The organism is Arthrobacter sp. NPDC089319, from assembly GCF_040684925.1.
Classification (GTDB): Bacteria; Actinomycetota; Actinomycetes; order Actinomycetales; family Micrococcaceae; genus Crystallibacter.
Genome location: NZ_JBFBGZ010000007.1, coordinates 1 through 15,235, shown reverse-complemented (window position 1 = coordinate 15,235; position 15,235 = coordinate 1). Strand labels below are relative to the sequence as shown.

Below are 15,235 nucleotides of genomic sequence, written 5' to 3'. Positions count from 1 at the left end.
CATGGTTCCGGGCCTTCTGCTGTGTGTGCTGGTAGAGCTGGACCGGCTACTGCTGGCGGGAGAGCGCCCCGGCCACCAGGAACGCCATCTCCAGCGACTGCATGTGGTTCAGCCGCGGATCGCAGACGGACTCGTAGCGGTCCAAAAAGGCCGTCTGGTCGATCGGATCGGCACCGCCGAGGCACTCGGCCACGTCGTCGCCGGTCATTTCCACGTGCAGGCCGCCGGGGAACGTCCCGAGTTCGTGGTGGACATCGAAGAAGCCGCGCACCTCGTCGATCACGTCGTCGAAGTTGCGGGTCTTGTAGCCGTTCGGCGAGGTGACGGTGTTTCCGTGCATGGGATCGGTCACCCACAGCACCTTGGCGCCGCTTTCGGTTACCCGCTTGACCAGTTCCGGCAGCTTCTGGCGGATGTTGCCGGCACCCATGCGGGTGATGAACGTCAGCCGTCCGGGTTCGCGTTCCGGATCCAGTTTGTCGATCAGCCGCAGGGCGTCGTCGGCCGAGCTGGTCGGTCCCAGCTTGACCCCGATCGGGTTGCGGACCTTGGACAGGAATTCCACGTGGGCACCGTCCAGCTGCCGGGTGCGTTCGCCGATCCAGAGGAAGTGACCGGAGGTGTTGTAGGGCAGGCCGGTGCGCGAATCGATGCGCGTCAGGGCCCGCTCATAGTCCAGCACCAGTGCCTCATGGCTGGCGAAGAACTCCACCCGCTTGAGCGCGTCGAAGTCGGCTCCGCAGGCGTCCATGAATTTCACCGCGCGGTCGATTTCGCGCGCGAGCGACTCGTAGCGGGAATGTGCCGGATTGGCCGTGAAGCCCTTGTTCCAGTGGTGCACCAGCCGCAGGTCGGCGAATCCACCTTGGGTGAAAGCCCGGATCAGGTTCAGTGTGGAGGCCGAGGTGTGGTAGGCCTGCACCATCCGGCTGGCATCGTGGGCGCGGGACTCGGGGGTGAAGTCGAACCCGTTGACCATGTCGCCGCGGTAGGCCGGCAACGTCACGCCTTCGCGTGTCTCGTCGTTGGACGAACGGGGCTTGGCGAACTGGCCGGCCATCCTGCCCATCTTGATCACGGGCAGCGAGGCGCCGTAGGTGAGTACCACGGCCATCTGCAGAATGGTCTTGACCCGGGCGCTGATCTTGTCGGCTGTGGCTGCACCGAAGGTCTCGGCGCAATCCCCGCCCTGGAGCAGGAAGGCCTTGCCGTCGGCGGCTTGGGCCAGACGTTCCCGCAGGACGTCCACTTCGCCGGCGAAGACCAGCGGCGGCAGGGTGTTCAGCTCGGCAACGGCCGAGGCGTGGACCGAGGCGTCGTGCCAGCTGGGCTGCTGCACCACCGGCAGCTCGCGCCAGTCATCCAAACCGGGGTAGTTCGCCGCCGTGGGCAGCTGGTCGGGAACGGAAGCAGTAAAGGTTGTATCGGTCACGACTCAATCGTAGACCGCCGCTCTGCCCGGCTTCATGTGGAGAGGTCATGCTCCGACGACTTGCCGTCACATTGCTGCTGGGTTAGTGCGGGCTGTCCTGGCCCGGACTCGGGGCGGTTCCGCGGCTCTCCGGAAGCGCAGCCGGATCCGCCGGCTGGGCGGCGGACCCGCCCGCTCCTTCATTCCCGGCCACCCCGTCGGGTGCGGCGCCTGCAGCGGCCGCGCCTGTTGGTGCGGCCGGGGATGCGGCGGCTACGGTGTCAGCGGAGGCCGGACCCGCGGTTCCGGGCTGCTCGTGCCCCGGCGTGGGAGGCGCAGGCACCTCTGCGGCAGGCGTTGTTGCGCCGATCACCGTGATGGCACCGGGTGCTTTGGTCTTTGGCGGTTCCGGTTGCTCCGCGGGCAGTCCGACGGCGGCCTGGCGCTGGCTCTCCCCGCGGGCCGGCTTGCGTGCCGATTGCCGCGCCTTGACGGTGCTGGCGTACGAATCGACGTATTCCTGCCCGGAGAGCCGCATGATCTCGTACATGATCTCGTCGGTGACCGAGCGCTGGATGAACCGGTCGTCTTCCAGGCCCTTGTAGCGGGAGAAATCCAGCGGCTTGCCCATGATGATGCCGACCCGGCGGATGTTGGGGATGCGCCGGCCGATCGGCTGGACCTTGTCGGTGCCGATCATCGCCACCGGGATGACCGGTACCCCGGTGCTCAGCACCAGCTTCGCCACGCCGGTCTTGCCGCGGTACAGCTTGCCGTCCGGCGACCGGGTGCCTTCCGGATAGATGCCCAGCAGCCCGCCCTCCTGGAGCGCGTCCCGTCCGGCCAACAGCGAGGTGGCCGACGCCGCACCGCCTGAGCGGTCCATCGGCAGCTGGTTCGTCATCGTGAAGAACGCCGCCGTGAGCTTGCCCTTGATTCCCTTGCCGGTGAAGTATTCGCTCTTGGCCAGGAACACCACGGGCCGTGACACCGCCAGCGGCAGGAAAATCGAATCCGAGAAAGAAAGGTGGTTACTGGCCAGCACGGCGGGCCCGTTATCCGGAATGTTGTCCAGGCCCTTGGCCCACGGCCGGAAGAGCAGGCGAACCACCGGCCCCACGACAATGGTCTTCATAAACCAGTAGAACACGTGTGCCTTTCCATTCCGCCGCCGCAGGCCGCATAACAATTCCGTTTGAGACTCTACTCCAGCTTGGCGTCTGCGTGGCCGCGCCGCGGGCAAGGACGCAAAGGAAGGGGACGGCAATCAATGGCCGAACGGCTCCCATAATGACACGATAGTGCCATGACTTCTGCTCTCGACGGGGCCTTCTCCAGCTCCGGGCACGGCCCCCATTCCCGTCTGGGCGTGGTGCTGCTGCATGGCTTTACCGGTTCCCCGCGCAGCATGCGGGGGTGGGCGGAGAGTTTGGCCGATGCCGGCTTTGCCGTACGGCTGCCGTTGCTGCCCGGCCACGGCACCACGTGGCAGGAGCTGGGAACGTCCCGCTGGCAAAGCTGGTACGGGGCGGCCGAGCAGGCCTTCGCCGAACTCGCCCGCGAGCGCAGCCAGGTCTTCGTCGCCGGCCTGTCCATGGGCGGCGCCCTCGCGCTGCGGCTGGCCGCGCATCGACCGGTCTCCGGCGTGCTGCTGGTAAACCCGGGGCTAACCATCGCCGATCCTCGGGCACCGTTCTCCGGACTAATGAAGTACGTGCTGAAATCCGTGCCGGCCATTGGCAACGACATCAACATGCCGGGCATCGATGAGGGTGCCTACGACCGCACCCCGGTGGCGGCCGCCCACCAACTGGGCCAGCTCTTCAAGACGGTGGTGGCCGACCTGCCCCGGGTCACCGCCCCGACCCTGGTCTTCCGCTCCGCCGTGGACCACACGGTGCCCGAGTCCTCGATGCGCGTGCTCCGCCGCCGCATCGGCACCGAGCGGCTGGAGGTGGTGCCGCTCGCGGACAGCTACCATGTGGCCACTATGGACCACGACGCCGAGCTGATCTACCGCAGATCGGCGGAATTCATCAAGGCCATCGCGGCCACGTCATCAACGGACTCAGGAGCCAGCCGTGCCGGGGCATGAACAGGACCGGGACGACGCCGTCTGGCAGGATCTGGTGGCCCGGCTGGAAGAAACCGACTCCGGCAACCCGGATGGCCCCCTTCCGGAGCAGCCGGCAGCCGACGGCGGCACGGATCCCCGACGCCTGCGCGATATCTTCGAGCACCGCCTGCCGGAGGTCGGGACGCCGGGCGGGTCAGCCGGCCCGCGGGACTACGTCGTCGAGGAACCGGACGAGGACGAGGGCTACGTACCGCCGGAGCCCGAACCATTGGGCGCCGGCGAGCCGCTGCTTGTGCTGGCGTGGATCGGCGCGGTGGGCTCGCCGCTGGGTCTCCTGCTGACCGCCATGCTGTGGCGCGGCGCACCCTTGGCTGCGGTGCTGGGCATGGTGGTCCTGTTCGTGGCTTCCGCCGTCTACCTGCTCTTCCGGCTGCCCAAGGAACGCGACGGGTACGACGACGGCGCACGCGTCTGAGGCGGCCGGCGCGGGGATCAGCCGGCAGCGGCCCGGGCGAGGTCTGCGGCACCGATCATCCCGGCCCTCGGTCCCAAGGCCGCCAGCCGGACGTCCGCCAGTGGGCGGAAACCCCGGCCGGTCAGGTTCCGCTCCAGCGCATGGCGTGCCGGCTTCAGCAACAGATCGCCGGCTTCACAGAGTCCCCCGCCGATCACGAACAGACCCGGATCCAGCGCCGCGGCCAGATTAGCCAGTCCCAGCCCCAGCCATTCGCCGGTCTCCTCCAGCAGCCGGACACTGGCCGGGTCGGCCCGCTTGGCTTGCTCGGTCACCACTGCGCCGGTGATGTCCTTCACGATGCCGCCCGCGGCCTGCAGCCATCGCTGGGCCACCGGGGAATTCGCCGCCGCCAGTTCCCGGGCCTCGCGGCCCAGCGCATCGCCCGAGGCGTACTGCTCCCAGCAACCGCGGTTTCCGCACGCGCAGCGGTGTCCGCCGGGCATGATGACCTGGTGCCCGAACTCCCCCGCAACACCCCAGCGGCCCCGCTCCAGCCGGCCGTCCATCACCATGGCCCCGCCGATGCCCGTGCCCAGGGTGATGCACACCAGCCGCGGCTCTCCTGCCCCCGCCCCAAAACGGAACTCGGCCCAGGCGGCGGCATCGGCGTCGTTGACTACCGTGACGGGCCGGCGGAGCAGCCGCTGCAGGTTGTCCCGCAGCGGCTCGTTCCGCCAGGCCAGGTGCGGGCTGAACAACACGGTGCCGCCGGAAAGATCCATCCAGCCGGCCGCGCCAACGCCCACCGCCACCACCTGGTGCTCGGACGCCACCTCGCGCACCAGCGCGGCGATGAGCTCTTCCACGTCCCGGGGATCGTGGCCCGGGGTCGGACGGACCAGCTCCGCGACCACGTTCCCGGCACCATCGATGGCACCGGCCGCCACCTTGGTGCCGCCGATATCGATCCCCACCGACAGTCCGCTGTTCTCCACCTCCCCATCGTAGGCAAGCCGAGCCCACCTGCCGGGCAGCCGGGGCGGGAGGGACCGTTACCGTTTTGTAGGTTACCTGCCGGTAGGCACTGTGATTTAGGTTATAGGCTAAAGGCAACCTCCGTCAGGGAGGCTGAGCAGAGCTGGCCACAGCTGAAGTAGTGAGGAGCTAACGTGCGCGAATACAGCGTGCCCGTCCTGGTTGACGTTCCGCGGGATGCCAACATCGCCGACCTGGTGGTTGAGCAGGCGCAGAAGGCATCGAACCCTGCCCTGTTTTCCCGCAAGGATTCGTCCGGGGCATGGCAGGACATCCGTGCCACCGAATTCCTCGCCGACGTGACACGTTTGGCCAAGGGGCTCATCTCCTCCGGCGTCCAGCCGGGCCAACGCGTGGGCATCATGGCCCGTACCCGCTACGAATGGTCACTGGTGGATTTCGCGGTCTGGTTTGCGGGCGCGGTGTCGGTGCCGATCTACGAGACCTCCTCCCCCAGCCAGATCGCGTGGATCCTGGGCGATTCGGGCGCGGTGGCAGTATTCGCCGAAAGCGCTGCCCATGAAGCCAAGGTCCGCCGGGCCGCCCTCGACGAAGGCCTGGAAAACCTGAAGCACGTGTGGCAGTTGGACGAAGAGTCGCTGGATGCCCTGCGCACGGCCGGCAACGATGTCCCGGACGCCGACGTGGCGGAACGCCGCAGCGCCGCCTGCCTCGACGACCTGGCCACGATCATCTACACCTCCGGCACCACCGGCCGGCCCAAGGGCTGCGAACTGACCCACGGGAATTTCGTGGAGCTGTCCAAGAACGCCGCCGCCGCACTGCCGGACGTCGCCCACGAGGGCGCCCAGACCATCATGTTCCTGCCGCTGGCCCACGTTTTCGCACGGTTTATCTCCGTGCTCTGCGTTGCCGCGGGCGCCACGGTGGCGCACACCCCGGACATCAAGAACCTGCTGCCGGACCTGCAGAGCTACCGGCCCACGTTCATCCTGGCCGTTCCGCGCGTCTTCGAGAAGGTCTACAACAGCTCCATGCTCAAGGCGGAGGACGGCGGCAAGGGCAAGATCTTCCACGCCGCCGCCGACACCGCCGTCGCCTGGTCACGCGCCGACGCGGCCGGCAAGGTGCCGTTGACCCTCAAGCTCAAGCACAAGCTTTTCGACAAGCTGGTCTACCACAAGATCCGCGAAGCGATGGGCGGCCGGGTTGAACATGCAGTCTCCGGCGGCGGCCCCCTGGGCGAACGGCTGGGGCATTTCTTTCACGGCATCGGCCTGCTGGTGCTGGAAGGCTACGGGCTCACCGAAACGACGGCGCCGATCTCCGTCAACACGCCCCAACTGGTGAAGATCGGCACGGTCGGAGCCCCGTTGCCCGGCAATGCTGTCAAGATTGCCGACGACGGCGAGATCCTCGCCAAGGGCGTCTGCGTGCTCCGCGGCTACTTCAACCGTCCGGATCTCACCGCCGAGGCGTTCCAGGACGGCTGGTTCCGCACCGGCGACATCGGCGAACTGGACGCCGACGGTTTCCTGAGCATCACCGGCCGGAAGAAGGAGATCATCGTCACGGCCAGCGGCAAGAACGTTGTGCCGGCACAGCTTGAAGACCAGATCCGCGCCGATGCGCTGGTATCCCAATGCGTGGTGATCGGCGACAACCGCCCGTTCATCTCCGCGCTCATCACGCTGGACGAGGAAGCCCTGCCCGGCTGGCTGGAACGCCACGGACTGCCGACCGGCACCACGATGGAACAGGCCGCCAACCACGACGCCGTGAAGACCGCCATCCAAGCCCTGATCGACCAGGCCAACCAGTCGGTCTCGCAGGCGGAGGGGATCAAGTCCTTCCGCGTCATCCCGTCCGACTTCACCGAGGCGTCCGGACACCTGACGCCGTCGCTGAAGATCAAGCGGGCGCAGGTACTGGCAGATTTCGACGAGTTAGTGGAGCAGATCTACACCAGCGTCCGGCAATAACCGCTCCGGCGCAACGGAAGGGCTGCCGCTTCACAGCGGCAGCCCTTCCGTCGTCTGTCAGGCCGCTCGGCGTACCGGCCTTCCGGCTACGCCGGGTCGATGACCAGCAGCAGGTCGCCGCCCTGGACCTGTTCGACGGCGGAGACCGCCAGCCGCGCCACGGTGCCCCCGGCCGGGGCCGTGATGCCGGCTTCCATCTTCATCGCCTCGATCGTGGCCACCGTGTCGCCGGCCTTGATGGTGTCCCCGGGCTTGACGATGACCGTGACCGCACCGGCGAACGGAGCCGCCACGTGTCCCGGCTGTCCGGGATCGGCCTTCTCCGCAACCTTGACCTCTGATTCGACGCTGCGGTCGCGCACCGTCACGTTGCGCTGCTGGCCGTTGAGCGTGCAATGCACGGTGCGCATGCCCTTCTCATCCGGCTCGGAGATGGCGCCGAGCATGGCGATCAGGCGGACGCCCTTCTCGAGCGCGATCACATGTTCGGACCCCGGCTGCAGCCCGTAGAGGTAGTCCAGCGTGTCCAGCACGGAGACATCTCCGTAGGTTTCCCTGGTCTTCTCGAATTCCTTGGCCGGGCCGGCAAAGAGCAGCCGGTTCAGCGTCGCCCGCCGGGTGGCCGGGTCCGAGGCCAACGCTGCCGAGTCCTCGGCGGAGAGCACCTCGTTGCGGGGCTTGATGGTGCGCCCGGCCAGGGCCTTGGTGCGGAACGGCTCCGGCCAGCCGCCGGGCGGATCACCCAGCTCGCCGGAGAGGAAGCCAATCACGGAGTCGGGAATGTCGAACTTCCGCGGGTCGGCGGCGAACTCCTCCGGGTCGACGTTGGCGCCCACCAGCTGCAGGGCCAGATCGCCCACCACCTTGGACGACGGCGTCACCTTCACCAGCCGGCCCAGGATCTTGTCGGCAGCCGAGTACATGTCCTCGATCGCCTCGAACCGTTCGCCGAGTCCTAGCGCCATTGCTTGCTGCCGCAGGTTGGACAGCTGTCCACCCGGAATTTCGTGGGTGTACACGCGGCCGGTCGGCCCCGGCAACCCCGACTCGAACGGAGCATAGACGCGGCGGACCGCTTCCCAGTAGGGCTCCAGCGACCCCACCGCGGCCAGGTCCAAGCCGGTGTCGCGCTCGGTGTGGGCCAAGGCGGCGACCAGCGCCGACATCGACGGCTGGCTGGTGGTGCCGGCCATCGCGGCGCTGGCAGTGTCGACAGCGTCCACACCAGCATCGACGGCAGCCAACAACGTGGCCAACTGCCCGCCGGCCGTGTCATGGGTGTGCAGGTGCACCGGCAGATCGAAGCGTCCACGCAGCGCCGAGACCAGCTTAGCTGCGGCCGCCGGACGCAGCAGGCCGGCCATGTCCTTGATCGCCAGGACGTGGGCCCCGGCATCGACAATCCGGTCCGCCAAGGCCAGGTAGTAGTCCAGCGTGTAGAGGTCCTCGGCGGGATCCAGCAGGTCGCCCGTGTAGCAAAGCGCAACTTCCGCCACGGCCGTTCCGGTCTCCCGCACGGCGCGGATGGCCGGTTCCATCTGCGAGACGTCGTTGAGCGCATCGAAGATCCGGAAAATATCAATGCCGGTGGCGGCCGCTTCCTTAACGAATGCTGTGGTGACCTCCTCCGGGTACGGCGTATAGCCCACCGTGTTCCGGCCGCGCAGCAGCATCTGCAGGCAGATGTTCGGCATCGCTTGGCGCAGCGCCGCCAGCCGCTCCCACGGGTCCTCGCCCAGGAACCGCAGCGCCACATCGTAGGTTGCTCCGCCCCATGCCTCCACCGAGAGCAGTTGCGGGGTCAGGGCGGACACCGCGGGCGCCGCATTCAGCAGGTCCTTGGTCCGCACGCGGGTGGCCAGCAGCGACTGGTGAGCGTCGCGGAAAGTTGTATCTGTGACCGCCACGGCCGTTTGCGCCCGCAGCTCGGCAGCGAACTTCTCCGGACCCAGCTGCTGGAGCCGCTGCCGCGAGCCCGCCGCCGGGACCGTGGTCAGTGCGCCGGTGGCCTCGAGTGCCTGCCGGGCCGGTTCGGGCAGCTTCTCCACCGGCGCCGTGGCCACCGGCAGCTCCCCGTTCGGCTTGTTGACCGTGACATCCGCCAGCCAGGTCAACAGCTTGGTGCCGCGGTCGGCGGAGACACGGGCCTTCAGCAGCTCCGGCCGTTCGTCGATGAACGATGTGGCTACCTTGCCGGCAAGGAAATCCGGGTCCTCCAGCACTGCCTGCAGGAACGGAATATTGGTGGAAACGCCGCGGATGCGGAACTCGGCCAGGGCACGCTTGGCGCGGGCCGCCGCCGTCGCAAAGTCGCGTCCACGGCAGGTGAGCTTGACCAGCATCGAGTCGAAGTGCGGGCTGATCTCGGCACCGGTGTAGATGGTTCCGCCGTCCAGCCGCACCCCCGCGCCGCCGGCTGAGCGGTAGGCGGTGATCTTGCCGACATCGGGCCGGAATCCGTTGGCCGGATCCTCGGTGGTGATCCGGGACTGCATCGCTGCGCCGTTGACGGAGACCGTCTGCTGCGACAAACCCAGATCGGCCAAAGTCTCGCCGGCGGCGATGCGCAGCTGGGACTGCACCAGGTCGACGTCGGTGATCTCCTCGGTCACCGTGTGCTCCACCTGGATCCGCGGGTTCATCTCGATGAAGACGTGCTGCCCTGCCCGCTCACCCACGGTGTCCACCAGGAACTCGACCGTGCCGGCATTGGTGTAACCGAGCGCCTCGGCGAATTTCACGGCATCCCGGTACAGCGCCTGGCGGATGTTTTCGTCCAGGTTGGGTGCGGGGGCGATTTCGATGACCTTCTGGTGCCGGCGCTGGAGCGAGCAATCGCGTTCGAAGAGGTGCATGACGTTGCCCTGCCCGTCGGCCAGGATCTGCACCTCGATGTGGCGCGGCCGCAGCACGGCCTGCTCCAGGAATACGGTTGGGTCGCCGAAGGCGGTGTCAGCTTCGCGCATGGCGGCTGCCAGCGCTTCCGGCAGGTCCTTCGGGCTATCGACCCGGCGCATGCCGCGCCCGCCGCCGCCGGCCACGGCCTTGACGAAAATGGGGAAGCCGATCTCCTCGGCCTCGGCCAGCAGCTTCTCCGTATCGGCGCTGGGGTCGGTGGACTTCAGCACCGGAATCCCTGCCCTGCGCGCTGCCTGCAAGGCACGGACCTTGTGCCCGGCCAGCTCCAGCACGTCCGCCTTCGGGCCGACGAAGGCGATGCCAGCCCCGGCAGCCGCACGGGCCAGGTCCGGATTCTCGGACAAGAAGCCGTAACCCGGGTAGATGGCGTCCGCTCCGGATTCCTTGGCCACCCGAATGATCTCGTTAATGTCGAGATAGGCCCGCACGGGATGTCCAGGCTCGCCAATGAGATACGCTTCGTCGGCTTTCTGCCGGTGGATCGAATTGCGGTCCTCATGCGGGAACACAGCCACGGTCTTCGCGCCCAGTTCGTAGGCTGCGCGGAAAGCCCTGATGGCGATTTCGCCACGGTTGGCTACCAGGATCTTTGAGAACATTTCACTCCTGCATCATTGCCGGGTCCGGACTAAGGATTTGAGACACGACCGTCCGGCGCCGTAGCCGGCCGACTCAGTGAGCCAAGTCTCACGGACGGCCCGCTGAACTGGCAAGCCAGTGTTGCACAGATCACCTCTAGGTTGTGGTTAGCGGTCCGGATGTTACGGCGCCGCGGCGGGCGCCGAAGAGAAACGCCGCTTAGCCGCGCCGATGGCACAGTCTCCTGCGGCGCTCCACCTATGATGTATAGGGTGCCGTGAAGACTTATCCGGCGCAGAAGCCCCACGACTCGATACGTTAGGTTTTGGTTTTTACGTGCAAGTAGTGAGCATCAGCAGCCTCAAGGGCGGGGTCGGCAAGACCTCGGTCACGCTGGGCCTGGCCTCTGCGGCGCTGGCAGCGGGAATTCCCACCCTGGTCATCGACTTGGATCCGCATGCTGATGCCACCACGGGGCTGGGCGTCAAGCCGTCCCACCAGACCGACATCGGCCGGCTGCTCAAGAACGCACGCAAAGCCGATCTGGCCCAGAACGCCGCCCCGAGCGGATGGGTGGGGACCGCAGAGGCCAATCCGGCCACATCGTCGGGCCGGAAGGTCCTTGATGTCGCTGTCGGCTCGGCCTACTCCGGCATCTACGACCGCCCGGATCTGAGCCGCCGGGACCTGCGCCGGCTGTCCACCGTGCTCTCGCGCGTGACCGGGTATTCACTGGTACTCATCGACTGCCCGCCGTCCCTCAACGGCCTGACACGGATGGCATGGACTGCCAGCAACCGGGTGCTGCTGGTGGCCGAGCCCAGCCTCTTCTCGGTTGCCGGCACCGAACGCACCATGCGGGCCATCGACCTGTTCCGGGAGGAATTCGCGCCGGATCTCAAGACCGCAGGTGTGGTTGCCAACCGAGTCCGGCCAAGCTCCAACGAGCACAATTACCGGCTGGGGGAAATGAAGACCATGTTCGGCGACCTATTGCTCTCCCCCACCATCGTGGAGCAGGCGAACTGGCAGCAGATCCAGGGTGCTGCACATTCCGTCCACCAGTGGCCCGGCGAATCCGCCAGGCAGGCTGCCTCGCTCTTCGACGACCTGCTCAAGAACATCACTGATTCGGGCCGGATGCGCAGCCGGGCGCTGCGCCGCCAGCCCAGCTGACCACGCGCCGCCCCTCGCCCGTCCGCGGCGCAACCGCCCCGATCCGCATCAACAGCGGGAGGGGCTCCGGAATCCGGAGCCCCTCCCGCTGTCTGTAAGTTGTGCTGGGGTCAGCTGATTTTGCGCGCTGCGCGCCGGCGGCTCAGTTCATCGTCGTGGAACTCGGGCTGCTCGGCGGCGTGTTCGCTGGGGAGCTCTGCGAGGCTGCCCTCGACCTCCCGCCAGACCCGGCCGACTGCGATGCCAAAGACGCCCTGTCCGCCCTGGACAAGGTCGATGACTTCGTCGGCGGAGGTGCATTCATAGACGCTGGCGCCGTCGCTCATCAGGGTGATCTGGGCCAGGTCTTCGACGCCGCGTTCACGCAGGTGTTCAACGGCTGTTCGGATCTGCTGCAGCGAGACACCGGTGTCCAGCAGCCGCTTAACCACCTTCAGGACCAGAATGTCCCGGAAGCTGTAGAGGCGCTGGGAGCCGGAGCCCGATGCACCGCGGACGGCGGGTTCCACCAGGCCGGTCCGAGCCCAGTAGTCCAACTGCCGGTAGGTGATGCCGGCCGCTTTGCAGGCCGTGGGGCCGCGGTATCCGGCGTCCTCATCCAGCACGGGCAAGTCTTCGGTGAACAGCAGGCCCTGGGCGCTTGCGGGTATGGCAGCACCGGTCGTTCGAGCGTGCGGCATCTCGCCTGCATCACCTTTAGGACTCACGTGAACCCTCCTTGTCGAAGTTCCCTATGGGGAAGTGAGCACCGCGGTCAGCCCAGAGGTCTGGTTTCAGTCTGCCCTGAGTTGGCTTGCGGTGCAATGGGAACTGTATGCTTCGACGTTAGAACGGCGGGGGCCGCCGGTCAAAGATGCTGGCACTTTTGCTGCGGCGTGTCGGATTCGGCCCCCTCGGCCGGGCGGGCTTGGATGCGGGATGTGAGTCTCGCCGGCGCCTATTTTTCGAAGTCCTCGGGCTCCACGTCGGCGAGGAATTCGCGGAACTGGCGCAGCTGGCTCTCCGCGTTGTCCTGCGCCTCGCCGCCGGATTCGTCGTCGTCGGAAGCTTCGGCGATCTTGACCCCTGCCTCCTCCATCACCTCGTCCGCGCAGTAGATGGGGCAGGGCACACGCAGTGCCACCGCAATGGCGTCCGAGGCACGAGAGCTGACCGTAGCGCCGCCGTCGAAAACCAACTCGGCGAAAAAGACCGTGTCCTGCACGGTGACCAGGCGGACTTCGGTGATGCTCCGGCCCAACGCCTCCACCACGTCGTTGAGCAGGTCGTGCGTCATGGGACGCGGCGGTTTGATGCCTTGCTGGGCAAACGCGATGGCGCTGGCTTCCGGAGCGCCAATCCAGATGGGAATATGACGTTCGCCGTCGGTTTCTTTGAGCAGCACAAGCGGCTGGTTCGACGGAAGCTCGATGCGGACTCCGACGACCTCTAGTTCGAGCATGGCTCCTCCGTTCAGCGCTCCATCTGCGACAGATGCCCATGGACGAGGGCAGTGTGCAGATTCAGGCACAGATCGCTGATTTCCTTGGCGGTTTCCGCGGCGCGCGCACGTGAGGCGACGTCGCGGCGCGAGGCCAACGGCGCCACGGCACGCTCCACCAGCCCGACTTCGCGGTCGGCCGCGGCCCGGAACGACCGAAGGTGCCGCGGCTCGATTCCATGGCTGCCCAACTGCATGCAGGCGCGAACCACCTTGAGCGCGTGTTCATCGAAGCGCGTGTCCTGCTCGTGGATCAGACCATAGGCGAGCAGGTCGTCCACTAATTCCTGCGACGCTCCGCTGACCTGCAGGAGCTCGCCTCGGGTCAGCGCCCGGCCGCGACCATTCAGTTCAGCGGCAAGCGGGCCGGACACCATCCGGGGCGCCAGCGTCATCCCGCCCGGAAGCGCCTCCGGCCGCTCGCCGCGGTCGATGGCGTCCAGATAGTCCTTGATGACCTTGAGCGGCAGGTACTGGTCCCGCTGCAGCGCCAGCACAAACCGGAGCCGTTCAACGTCCTGGCCAGTGTATTTCCGGTAACCGGCCGGCGTGCGCTGGGGGCTGATCAGCCCCTTTTCCTCCAAGAAACGGATCTTGGAGGCGCTGATCTGCGGGAACTCGTCCGTCAGCTGCTGCAGCACCTCGCCGATATTGAGGACGCTGCTGCGGTAGCCCTCCCGGGACGACCCGAGGGTGCGCCGCGCTGGCTGGGACGCCGGCACCGGTTAGCCCTGCCCCTTTGCCGCCGTGCCTGCGTAGAAGGTTAGGCGGAACTTGCCGATCTGCACTTCGTTTCCGGTCCGCAATTGCAGGCTGTCCACCCGGTCGTTGTTGACGTAGGTGCCGTTGAGGCTGCCCGAGTCAACAACCATGAAGCCATCGCCGGACCGGCGGAATTCGACATGCTTGCGGGAGACGGTCACGTCGTCCAGGAAGATATCCGCCTCCGGGTGCCGGCCAGCCGTGGTGACGTCCTGGTCCAACAGGAACCGGGCGCCCGCGTTAGGGCCGCCGTGGGCTATCAGCAGCGCCGACCCGGCCGGCAACGCTGCCACCGATGCTTCCTCCTCGGAGCTGAGCATCGGCGTGGCTGCGTGTGCCACGGTCTGCGGCGGCAAAAAGATGGATGTGGTTTCCGCATTCGCCTCCGGGTGCCGGCCGTCGCCGTTCCCATTGTTTGCGGCGTTGCGAGCGTCGCCCACCATCAATAGATCCTCCGTAAAAATGTAGCGGCCAACCGGTCCAAGACCGGCTGGCCGTCGATTTGGTTCCGGTAGCTCTAGCCTACCTGCTGTTCATACTCCGGGGCACTGAGCAGCGTCTCCAGTGCCGCCGGATCCGACAGCTTGACCTCCAGCAGCCAGCCTTCCCCGTAGGGATCGGAGTTAATCAGTGCCGGATCGGACTCGAGCGCGTCGTTGACGGCCACTACTTCGCCGCTCACCGGAGCGTAGATGTCGCTGACGCTTTTGGTCGATTCCACTTCACCAACAACGTCGTTGGCGGTGATGGAGGAGCCGGCTTCCGGCATCTGCACATAGACCACGTCACCGAGGGCATCTTGGGCAAAGTCGGTGATGCCCAGGCGCACAGTGCCCTCGGCATCTGCGGCAGCCACCCACTCATGCTCAGCGGTGTACTTCAGATCTGCGGGAATATTGCTCATCGGTTGCCTTTCTCGCACCATGGACGTCCAGTTGCTGCAGGCAAGGAACCGAATTCCCCGCCATCGCTGAAAGTATAGGCACACAAGACCCTGCACAAGCTAATGGAAAGGCCCATCGGACCCACCGGGCAGCCTCGGCCCCAGCGCGGCACGAGCCCACACCGGACGCCGGACGCGTGAAGCCTATCCTCGTCCTAGCTGCCGGACGCCCACCATCCGTCTGCGTCCTAGCTGCCGGACGCCGCGAGCCTGTCCCGGTCGAGTTCAGGGTTTGGCTGGCAGATCGCCCCGTATCCCTCTCTGTCAACCTGAAATGAGCCGATTCCGTTTCATGAGGGCTGATGGAGAGATGTAGGAAATGACCAAATCAGCTCGTCGTGGCCCTTTCCGGACTGTGGTTGAGAAAATGGAGATCCTTGCGGAGTACGAGGCAGCGCCAAACGGGTCGAAGGGCGAGGTGCTTCGCCGGCACAAACTTGGCTCTTCCACGAT

At 66.7% G+C, this 15,235-nt stretch carries 13 protein-coding genes; 4 read left to right on the top strand and 9 right to left on the bottom strand.

Annotation, left to right across the window (positions count from 1 at the left end; all coding sequences use genetic code 11):
* Positions 1-46: 46 nt before the first annotated feature.
* The gene (locus AB0N75_RS11525) at positions 47-1,432 is read right to left on the bottom strand and encodes a class II 3-deoxy-7-phosphoheptulonate synthase (protein WP_364649608.1); all 1,386 of its coding nucleotides are present in this window, start codon (positions 1,430-1,432) and stop codon (positions 47-49) included.
* 82 nt (positions 1,433-1,514) lie between these two features.
* Positions 1,515-2,561, bottom strand: a complete 1,047-nt coding sequence (locus tag AB0N75_RS11520; RefSeq protein ID WP_364649605.1) for a 1-acyl-sn-glycerol-3-phosphate acyltransferase — start codon at positions 2,559-2,561, stop codon at positions 1,515-1,517.
* 156 nt (positions 2,562-2,717) lie between these two features.
* Here AB0N75_RS11520 and AB0N75_RS11515 point away from each other — a divergent pair, with 156 nt between their 5' ends.
* Both AB0N75_RS11515 and AB0N75_RS11510 read left to right on the top strand, forming a co-directional pair.
* The gene (locus tag AB0N75_RS11515; RefSeq protein WP_364649602.1) at positions 2,718-3,506 is read left to right on the top strand and encodes an alpha/beta fold hydrolase; all 789 of its coding nucleotides are present in this window, start codon (positions 2,718-2,720) and stop codon (positions 3,504-3,506) included.
* A complete protein-coding gene (locus tag AB0N75_RS11510) occupies positions 3,493-3,963 on the top strand; it encodes a hypothetical protein (protein WP_364649599.1) in 471 nt (156 codons plus the stop codon). Before AB0N75_RS11515 ends, AB0N75_RS11510 begins: the two co-directional genes overlap by 14 nt.
* 17 nt (positions 3,964-3,980) lie before the next feature.
* On the opposite strand, the gene AB0N75_RS11505 is transcribed toward AB0N75_RS11510, so the two are convergent.
* On the bottom strand, positions 3,981-4,940 hold the full coding sequence (locus AB0N75_RS11505) for an ROK family glucokinase (protein WP_364649596.1): 960 nt from the start codon (positions 4,938-4,940) through the stop codon (positions 3,981-3,983).
* A 174-nt stretch (positions 4,941-5,114) separates the two neighbouring features.
* On the opposite strand from AB0N75_RS11505, the gene AB0N75_RS11500 reads away from it, so the two are divergent.
* On the top strand, positions 5,115-6,923 hold the full coding sequence (locus tag AB0N75_RS11500) for an AMP-dependent synthetase/ligase (protein ID WP_364649593.1): 1,809 nt from the start codon (positions 5,115-5,117) through the stop codon (positions 6,921-6,923).
* A gap of 86 nt (positions 6,924-7,009) precedes the next feature.
* Here AB0N75_RS11500 and AB0N75_RS11495 read toward each other — a convergent pair whose 3' ends face one another.
* Entirely contained in the window at positions 7,010-10,441 is a 3,432-nt protein-coding gene (locus AB0N75_RS11495; RefSeq protein WP_364649590.1) for a pyruvate carboxylase, read from the bottom strand.
* A gap of 316 nt (positions 10,442-10,757) precedes the next feature.
* On the opposite strand from AB0N75_RS11495, the gene AB0N75_RS11490 reads away from it, so the two are divergent.
* A complete protein-coding gene (locus AB0N75_RS11490) occupies positions 10,758-11,597 on the top strand; it encodes a ParA family protein (protein ID WP_364649587.1) in 840 nt (279 codons plus the stop codon).
* 110 nt (positions 11,598-11,707) lie between these two features.
* On the opposite strand, the gene AB0N75_RS11485 is transcribed toward AB0N75_RS11490, so the two are convergent.
* The 5 genes from AB0N75_RS11485 to gcvH form a co-directional block, all read right to left on the bottom strand.
* On the bottom strand, positions 11,708-12,304 hold the full coding sequence (locus AB0N75_RS11485) for a MerR family transcriptional regulator (RefSeq protein WP_127514479.1): 597 nt from the start codon (positions 12,302-12,304) through the stop codon (positions 11,708-11,710).
* A 230-nt stretch (positions 12,305-12,534) separates the two neighbouring features.
* On the bottom strand, positions 12,535-13,038 hold the full coding sequence (locus tag AB0N75_RS11480; protein ID WP_364649583.1) for a bifunctional nuclease family protein: 504 nt from the start codon (positions 13,036-13,038) through the stop codon (positions 12,535-12,537).
* 11 nt (positions 13,039-13,049) lie between these two features.
* Positions 13,050-13,706 (bottom strand): MerR family transcriptional regulator, encoded by a 657-nt coding sequence (locus AB0N75_RS11475; RefSeq protein ID WP_364650172.1) that lies wholly within the window; start codon positions 13,704-13,706, stop codon positions 13,050-13,052.
* Positions 13,707-13,802: 96 nt separating this feature from the next.
* The gene (locus AB0N75_RS11470) at positions 13,803-14,282 is read right to left on the bottom strand and encodes an FHA domain-containing protein (RefSeq protein ID WP_364649580.1); all 480 of its coding nucleotides are present in this window, start codon (positions 14,280-14,282) and stop codon (positions 13,803-13,805) included.
* Positions 14,283-14,356: 74 nt separating this feature from the next.
* Positions 14,357-14,743 (bottom strand): glycine cleavage system protein GcvH, encoded by a 387-nt coding sequence (gcvH, locus tag AB0N75_RS11465; protein WP_364649577.1) that lies wholly within the window; start codon positions 14,741-14,743, stop codon positions 14,357-14,359.
* Positions 14,744-15,235: the final 492 nt, after the last annotated feature.

Bases quoted from the DNA above. Each gene is read 5' to 3' on its own strand.
- AB0N75_RS11515 (WP_364649602.1), top strand. From the start codon at position 2,718: ATGACTTCTGCTCTCGACGGGGCCTTCTCCAGCTCCGGGCACGGCCCC.
- AB0N75_RS11495 (WP_364649590.1), bottom strand. From the start codon at position 10,441: ATGTTCTCAAAGATCCTGGTAGCCAACCGTGGCGAAATCGCCATCAGG.
- AB0N75_RS11480 (WP_364649583.1), bottom strand. From the start codon at position 13,038: ATGCTCGAACTAGAGGTCGTCGGAGTCCGCATCGAGCTTCCGTCGAAC.
- AB0N75_RS11470 (WP_364649580.1), bottom strand. From the start codon at position 14,282: ATGGTGGGCGACGCTCGCAACGCCGCAAACAATGGGAACGGCGACGGC.
- gcvH (WP_364649577.1), bottom strand. From the start codon at position 14,743: ATGAGCAATATTCCCGCAGATCTGAAGTACACCGCTGAGCATGAGTGG.